The organism is Dyadobacter sp. (assembly GCF_051859145.1).
In the GTDB taxonomy this organism is placed as follows: domain Bacteria; phylum Bacteroidota; class Bacteroidia; order Cytophagales; family Spirosomataceae; genus Dyadobacter.
Genome location: NZ_JBHYGF010000414.1, coordinates 1 through 3,460 on the forward strand (window position 1 = coordinate 1; position 3,460 = coordinate 3,460).

Consider the following 3,460-nt stretch of genomic DNA (forward strand, 5'->3'; position numbering starts at 1 on the left):
CCGCGACAGGCTGAACCAGGAAAACAGGAGCGGAGGTGAGTACAACGAAACCTCCCAGGATGTACTGATTTCGTCATTCTTTGCAGCCTATACGGGCAAAGATCCGAATACATCACGTACAAACCCGTTCCTGAAATTCCCGATGCCAAACTGGGATTTCAGCTATAACGGATTATCGCAGCTGCCTGCATTCAAAAGGCTTTTCAGTTCATTTACATTGAAGCATAAGTATATGTCCAATTACAGCGTGGGTAACTTCACTTCCTCGCTCGACTATGAAGCTTTGTATGTGAACCTGGCTGTGACGGGCTATCCATTGTCTTCAAGGCTCAATGATCTCGGCCAGTACATTCCGGTATTTGCGATGAGCACAATTACCTTATCGGAGAAATTCCAGCCGCTGGTGGGTGTAGAGGTGCGTACGCAAAGCAGGATCACGGCGAGAATGGAATATAATAGAGACCGTACGATTGCATTGAACCTTTCCAATTCACAGGTGGCAGAACTGTTTAATCAGGATGTGACGGTGAACATCGGTTTTACCAAAAACAATGTGAAACTGCCATTTAAACTGAATGGGGTTAAGAAGACTTTGAAGAATGATATGACGATGCAGCTGGGAATGACTTTCCGGGATACCAGGTCCATTCAGCGGAAGTTTGACGGAGAGAATATTCCGATTGCAGGTAATATCAACTTCCAGCTGCGGCCAACGGTTAATTATATGGTCAATAACCGCCTGAGCGTACAGTTTTACTTCGACCGGACATTCAATGACCCGCTTGTTTCCAACTCGTTTTACCGGTCCAGTACGTCGGGTGGTGTACAGTTGAAGTTCAATTTGGCTGAATAAATTTTTGATTTGGAAAATACACGCCACATCTTGTAATTTGCGGATCAGATTCATCCAAAACTTACCTAATAAATCATGAATTTCCCTTCAAATCTAAAGTACACAGAAGACCACGAGTGGATTCTAATAGAAGGCGATACAGCAACAATCGGAATCACGGATCATGCGCAGCACGAATTAGGCGATATTGTGTACGTGGATATTAATACTGTTGGGGATGCACTCGAAAAAGGGGAGGTTTTTGGTTCGGTTGAAGCCGTAAAAACAGTTTCCGACTTGTTTATACCAGTAGCTGGAACAGTGCTTGAAGTAAATGAAGAACTGGACGGTGAACCTGAACTTGTGAACACAGATCCTTACGGACGTGGCTGGATGGTGAAGATCAGCCTTGATGGTCCCGCTGACGGCGATGGGCTGTTATCCGCAGAAGACTACCAAAAATTTATAGGTGCCTGATAAAAGGTTAAAGCTCCAATCGGAGCTTTTTTTTTGAAACCGGATCAACAAATGCATCCGGCTACCAGATTTAGAATATGAAATTGCTAATCCGATCCGTCCGAATCATTGACAGTAAATCGCCGTTCAGCGGCCAGGTTAAAGACATTTTTATTGAGGACGGGAAAGTAAAAGAAATAGGGGATAACCTCTCCGCAGCCGACGCGGTTGTTAAAGAATTGAATGGGCTTTGTGTATCTGCGGGCTGGATAGATATGCGCGTTGCCGCACGTGACCCGGGGTTTGAACATAAAGAAGATTTAACAACAGTGCGGGCCGCAGCCGCACACGGCGGTTTTACGGAAATTGTATTGCTGCCGAATACAAATCCGGTTGTACACAGTAAAGATACCCTGAACTATATCCGCCAGGCTTGCAATGGCGGGTTGGTTACGCTGCGCCCGACTGCTTCGGTAACACGGAAGGCAGAAGGGGTGGATTTTACGGAAATGATCGACCTGCATACCGCCGGGGCAATCGCATTTACCGATGGTGAGCATGCGGTGCAAAGTGCGGATTTGCTGCTCAAAACGATCCTGTACCTCCGCCCGCTGAATGCATTACTGATGAACCGGCCCGAGGACGCAGAACTTGCATTGTACGGACAAATGCACGAAGGTATAACCAGTACATTGACGGGCATGAAGGGTATCCCGGCGCTAGCTGAGGAAATGATGCTGATCCGCGACCTGAAACTGCTTGAATACGCGCTGGAAAAAAACATGTACAGTACCTCCGATCCGGTACTGCACGTTTCACTTGTCTCGACTGCCGTTGCTGTGGACCTGATCCGCGATGCTAAAAAGCGGGGCATGCCCATATCCTGCGACGTAGCCGCGCACCAGCTTGCATTTGAAGATTCGGACCTGCTGGGTTTTGATACCAATCTGAAAGTTAACCCGCCATTCCGTTCTGCCGAGGATAGAGCTGCATTGAGAGAGGGACTGGCAGACGGAACGATCGACGCGATCGTGTCTGACCACAATCCGCATGACGAAGAAAGTAAGAACCTCGAATTCGACCACGCAGATTTTGGTATTACAGGTTTGGAAACTGCTTTCTCGCTGGCGGTAATGCACAGCCGATTGGGCCTGGAACAGATCATTGAGAAATTTACAAGTAAACCAAGATCAATCCTGCGACTTCCGGCGGCCGGTATTGTGGTGGGGGACCTGGCGAACCTCACATTCTTTGAACCGGAGGCGGAATGGACATTTGATAAAAGCTACTCGAAATCTAAAAATACACCGTTTTTGGGGAAGACGCTGAAAGGCAAAGTAAGTGGGGTGATCAATAACGGTAAACAGGAGTGGTATTCATGAAATCAATAATTGCTTATTTTAATAAACCTATTCTCAAACTTTCGCTGCTTTTCGGACTGGCATTGGGGATATTAGTTTTCCTATTTTTTATCGGGTTGTATCTGATGGGCATTGTTCCCCTGGGAAATAACAAGATCATGGATTTTGGTATTCACGTGATACTGATCGCGGGTGCCTGCTGGTACTATCGCAAAAAAGTTGGTAATGGGTTTTTGCACCTCTGGGAAGCCCTGACGATCGGGTATGTGGTCAATACCATAGGCGCGCTGATTGCGGGTTGGCTGATCTACTTCTTTGTTACTTACATTGATCCCGCTGTTTTTACGAGTTACCTGGCCGAAATGAAGGCGCTCATGCTAGAAGGAAAGGCAGAGCTGGTGAAGAACATTGGAGAAGCCGAGTTTATGAAGATGTATAATGGAGTGGGCAGTATGGAGCGATCGGAAATCATCATGGATGAAGTAAGCAAGAAGACAGTAATGGGGATTATCCCTATTCTCGTCATATCATTGATATTGAGAAAGCAGGATTACGGCGTTTTTCACAACAAATCTTAACCTATCAACTTACCTGAAACAATCTAGGAACAAATGGAAGAAAAAACATCTACCGCCCGGGTGGCTCTGAAGTACGGCGTGCTGGCTTCGGTTGTCATTATGATTTACACCACCATCATCAATGTAGCCGGTTTGGGTCAGAACAAGCTGCTTTCCTCGCTTTCGTTTGTATTCATGATTGTAGCCATTGTATTGGCAATGAAAAATTTCAGGGAGCAGAGCAAGGGTTTTAT

Annotated in this window: 4 protein-coding genes and 1 pseudogene; all 5 read left to right on the plus strand. The window is 46.4% G+C overall.

Translation table 11 applies throughout. The features are described from left to right. The coding region (gene sprA / locus ACTIE6_RS20630; protein ID WP_439558433.1) for a cell surface protein SprA at positions 1–853 on the plus strand (853 nt) is incomplete at its 5' end. 75 nt (positions 854–928) lie between these two features. Further along, the gene (gcvH, locus tag ACTIE6_RS20635) at positions 929–1,309 is read left to right on the plus strand and encodes a glycine cleavage system protein GcvH (RefSeq protein ID WP_439558434.1); all 381 of its coding nucleotides are present in this window, start codon (positions 929–931) and stop codon (positions 1,307–1,309) included. A gap of 77 nt (positions 1,310–1,386) precedes the next feature. Further along, entirely contained in the window at positions 1,387–2,670 is a 1,284-nt protein-coding gene (locus ACTIE6_RS20640; RefSeq protein ID WP_439558435.1) for a dihydroorotase, read from the plus strand. Then, positions 2,667–3,227 (plus strand): DUF4199 domain-containing protein, encoded by a 561-nt coding sequence (locus tag ACTIE6_RS20645; RefSeq protein WP_439558436.1) that lies wholly within the window; start codon positions 2,667–2,669, stop codon positions 3,225–3,227. Before ACTIE6_RS20640 ends, ACTIE6_RS20645 begins: the two co-directional genes overlap by 4 nt. Positions 3,228–3,260: 33 nt before the next feature. Next, a pseudogene (locus tag ACTIE6_RS20650) lies at positions 3,261–3,460 on the plus strand (DUF4199 domain-containing protein); the annotation flags it as partial.

Coding starts and splice junctions, on each gene's coding strand:
- ACTIE6_RS20640 (WP_439558435.1), top strand. CDS start 1,387: ATGAAATTGCTAATCCGATCCGTCCGAATCATTGACAGTAAATCGCCG.
- gcvH (WP_439558434.1), top strand. CDS start 929: ATGAATTTCCCTTCAAATCTAAAGTACACAGAAGACCACGAGTGGATT.
- ACTIE6_RS20645 (WP_439558436.1), top strand. CDS start 2,667: ATGAAATCAATAATTGCTTATTTTAATAAACCTATTCTCAAACTTTCG.